Annotated in this window: 2 protein-coding genes and 2 pseudogenes; 1 reads left to right on the forward strand and 3 read right to left on the reverse strand. The window is 59.1% G+C overall.

The window, feature by feature from the left end:
* Nucleotides 1-117: 117 nt before the first annotated feature.
* A pseudogene (locus tag ABD989_RS17535) lies at nt 118-351 on the reverse strand (IS1634 family transposase); the annotation flags it as partial.
* A gap of 114 nt (nt 352-465) precedes the next feature.
* On the opposite strand from ABD989_RS17535, the pseudogene ABD989_RS17540 reads away from it, so the two are divergent.
* Nucleotides 466-645: pseudogene (locus tag ABD989_RS17540) on the forward strand (transposase); the annotation flags it as partial.
* Nucleotides 646-782: 137 nt separating this feature from the next.
* On the opposite strand, the gene ABD989_RS17545 reads toward ABD989_RS17540, so the two are convergent.
* Both ABD989_RS17545 and ABD989_RS17550 read right to left on the reverse strand, forming a co-directional pair.
* The gene (locus tag ABD989_RS17545; protein WP_345314488.1) at nt 783-2,018 is read right to left on the reverse strand and encodes a hypothetical protein; all 1,236 of its coding nucleotides are present in this window, start codon (nt 2,016-2,018) and stop codon (nt 783-785) included.
* Nucleotides 2,019-2,059: 41 nt separating this feature from the next.
* Complete coding sequence (locus ABD989_RS17550) at nt 2,060-3,220, reverse strand: hypothetical protein (protein WP_345314489.1); 1,161 nt, start codon at nt 3,218-3,220, stop codon at nt 2,060-2,062.
* Between the last annotated feature and the right edge of the window lie 231 nt (nt 3,221-3,451).

A 3,451-nucleotide genomic window follows, 5' to 3' on the forward strand; every position in this document is an offset into this window, starting at 1 on the left:
AGTCACTTGTGAGGTAACTCACTGATCATCACGCGATGGCCCACCCCAACGGCGACACCAAGCTCTCCGGCGTGTCCACCGCCCTCAGCGAGCCACCAAACCCCACCACTCCAGGGGACTCACCCTCGGTAACGGCTCCGCTGAAGCCGGCACGACATCCGCAATGCCTAGGTCCAACTCGCCCTGACCTGCAGCAAGACGCCGCGCAGCCACGGCCTTGAGCGCAGCGTACTCGTCGTCGGTGTGCGCTGACCCGATGTGCTCGATCGACCGCGACCCCTTCCGCGAACCGTGAACGATCTGGACCGCTCGCGCTCCCGAAGCGGTCTTCACGGTCCGAACGTAGGCCATCCACCCACCCTATCGGCGATCCTTAGTGCACAAATCCAGCCCGAAACAGCTCTAAACCCGCAGGTCGCAACAAGCAAAGTCCAATATGTCCGAGTCGGTGATAAAAGTCAGGCCCGGCGCGCCGACATCCTCGCCTACTTCGACGTCGGCGTCTCCAACGGGCCAGTCGAAGCCATCAACGGACGCCTCGAACACCTCCGCGGCATCGCGCAAGGCTTCCGCAACCTCGACCACTACATCTTGCGGTCCCTACTGCACTCGGGTCAGCTCACCGAACGAGTCAACGCACTCTGAAATACGAAGAGCCACATTGTCGCCACTGATGACGGTCTACAGAATGGTCCCGAACGCCGCGACCGTCCCGATCGCGCACTCGAATCGCGAGCGGCCGGTTCGGTATCGACACCCCTCCGCATGACACGGGGAACCCGTTACGTGAGATCGCTCAGTAGCGCAATATCGCTGACCATGAAGGGATCCGACGCTACAAGGTTCGCTAACCACTCCGGGGTCGGTATACGGCGATCCTCTTCACCAGAATCGAAGTTCGTGAAGACGAACTCCCCGTCACCCAGAAGTATGTAGCCGTCTGAGTCGACGCGTGTCAGATAGGCGATACCGTCCGATCCGGAACCGACCGCTACCGCGTTGATCACACGATCCCGAATGTCCGGAGCCACGGTGAACAAATAGCTGGAGAAGTCCTTACCGAACCTGATCTCCGATACTTGACCCTCGGTATCGACGTATCGCATGCCGTTCCCGCTTGGCCATGAGATGTTCGCCCCAAAGGGCGCAGTGTACTGCGTGAATATTCCGCCGTGTGCCGCAGAACCCGCAGCCTTTTCGCGAGGGACGGGAGACCAGGCGGAGTGTCCGTCGTCGACGCTCGCCGTCCAGAACCCGGACTTGACTGGCTGGCCATCGGAGACATCGTTTCCGTCCGACATGTAGGTCGAGACCTGTCCTGAGCCATCGCACGAGTATGGGATCCCGCCACCGGAGCCGTCGAAGTCGAACATCTTCTGGGACTTCGGGATATCGGGCCGGATCCTTGCCATGTCGATCTCAGCAAGCTCGTGGACCTTATCCGGGCCGCTTCTGCCGATACTACGCGAGAGGACGGCATAGGGGACTCCTGCACATCTGCCGAAGGAAACGACCAGGCCGTCGATCTTTCGAATCGAATCCGAACTGTCGGGCGATACCGCGATCGCGGTACTTCGGTACCGTCCATCGACTACGCCGTCGTCGAGCCATAAGAATGCGTCTTCCGATTGAAGATCGTACGGTGTGGACGCATGCAACGACGTCCCTCCTGCGTCGTGGGGCTCGACGTGGGTACCGGCTTTGGAGGTCACGAAATAGTTCTTATGGTCAGCAAATATGATCCCATCACGATACCGTGCGATCTGACTTCGAAACATCCCTTTCTGATGCATGTAACCGAGCGGCGTCATGTCCCGATCGACGAATACCACCCATGAATTGTCCTGGACGGTGTCGTACGCGAATTCGAACGCCGGAGGCGCAACCATCACTGCGGCGTACGCCTGCTCTGGGATCCTGTCGACTTCTGGCCCCAGAGCGGATTTCTCCGACAGTGGTTCGGAAGAGCACGACACTGTCATGGCCATCAGAAACAACACGGCGATACCGACAACCACGCGGCTGGGCGACCGTCGTACCACGCACGGGCGAAATCGCATTAGTACGCCACAACTAGCGGAGACCCGGTGAGGTCCTTTGGATAAACCCCGGGGTTCGGAGACAGGTTTCGATTGACGAATGATCCGTATGAGTCCTTATCGAGGTCGATTCCCGAGGTCTCATAGTAGGCTGCCCATACCAACTGGGAACAATTGAAGTGACCCACCTCGGGCCCTCCTTTCCTGTTGTTCGCAAATCCCCACTTATTATACCCCTTGCCTACTTTAGATTCAGCGTAATCTACAGCCGAATCCTTCTGATTATTCGTTGCGTTCTCGGCCTTTACATAGTATTTTTGTGGGTTTACGCGCATCGATTCAGCCGCGTTCGCAACGCGGTGAACTCCCTTTTCGTCACTCGCTTCCACGGTAGCCATCGTGCTGACGAATAGCCCATTGTGGCCATGGTTGACTCCCTCCGTACAGGAATCCGAGTAGAAGAAGTCACCTCCCCTCCGCGCCCTACCGACCTTTCTGTTCGCCGGCTTTCCGCACGTCGCATCGGCGCTGGGGTTACCTACCGGAACGGCATCGAAGGCATTTCGCTCGGCACTGGAGAGGACCTCAGAGTAGGGGAGCGACATCTGACGGGAGAACGCCCGAAGTTCGCTACGCAACCTCCTAATTTCGATATGGAAGTTTCTGGCCGATATGTTGATCAACTTGCGTAGTTCGTCCTCCGGAATATCCGGGTACTGCGCTCTCCCTGTGCCGCCGATAGAGGGTTGATCTCTGTCGACACCGCTGGCCGGCTCGTTACGCTCTGTCGACGGACGGACCGCAGGCCCGCTGCCGCCGTCTGTCGGTTGAGCGGAGGTAGAAGGGGACGGCGTTGCCGTTGAACTCGGGGTCGTAGATTTGTCCGGACGGAGTGTCGGCGGCTCGTCCCTTCCACCGCCGCACCGGTAGGGGACCGGCGGAGGCGGTGCGTCATCCGGTTCCGTTCCGGGGTGAGCCGTTACCCAAGATGTCGCCCATGCCGAGTTGTATGCGGCAGTCTCCCTCTTGCAACGCTCCGCTGGCGTTTCGGCGGATGCGTTGGAGGGAACCAGCGACGACGCAATCGCCAGCGATACGGCGAGGGCGGTGACGCTTGCGACCACCCCACCGAAAGCGCTTTGCCGTGGCTGTGGGCCGTTATCGATCTTCTTGTATGCCATCGTTGAAGTTCTCGCCTACAGACGGACGGCGGAGCCGTGGTCGTAGTACACGTACACGCCAGTGTCGGTGGTGACCGAGATCTTGGCGAACGGACGCGCGCTAACCTCGGGCTTTCATCGCTGAATTCGCCTGGCCTGCCGTTTTCATGAAGAAAGGTGCTCTGAGCTGCAATAATTGTTGTTGCGAAACGACAATCACAAGCAGGGCAAGGAGCACCTTTCTGGTGAAGA

This window comes from Gordonia alkaliphila (assembly GCF_039542465.1).
GTDB lineage: Bacteria > Actinomycetota > Actinomycetes > Mycobacteriales > Mycobacteriaceae > Gordonia > Gordonia alkaliphila.

Coding starts and splice junctions, on each gene's coding strand:
- ABD989_RS17550 (WP_345314489.1), bottom strand. CDS start 3,220: ATGGCATACAAGAAGATCGATAACGGCCCACAGCCACGGCAAAGCGCT.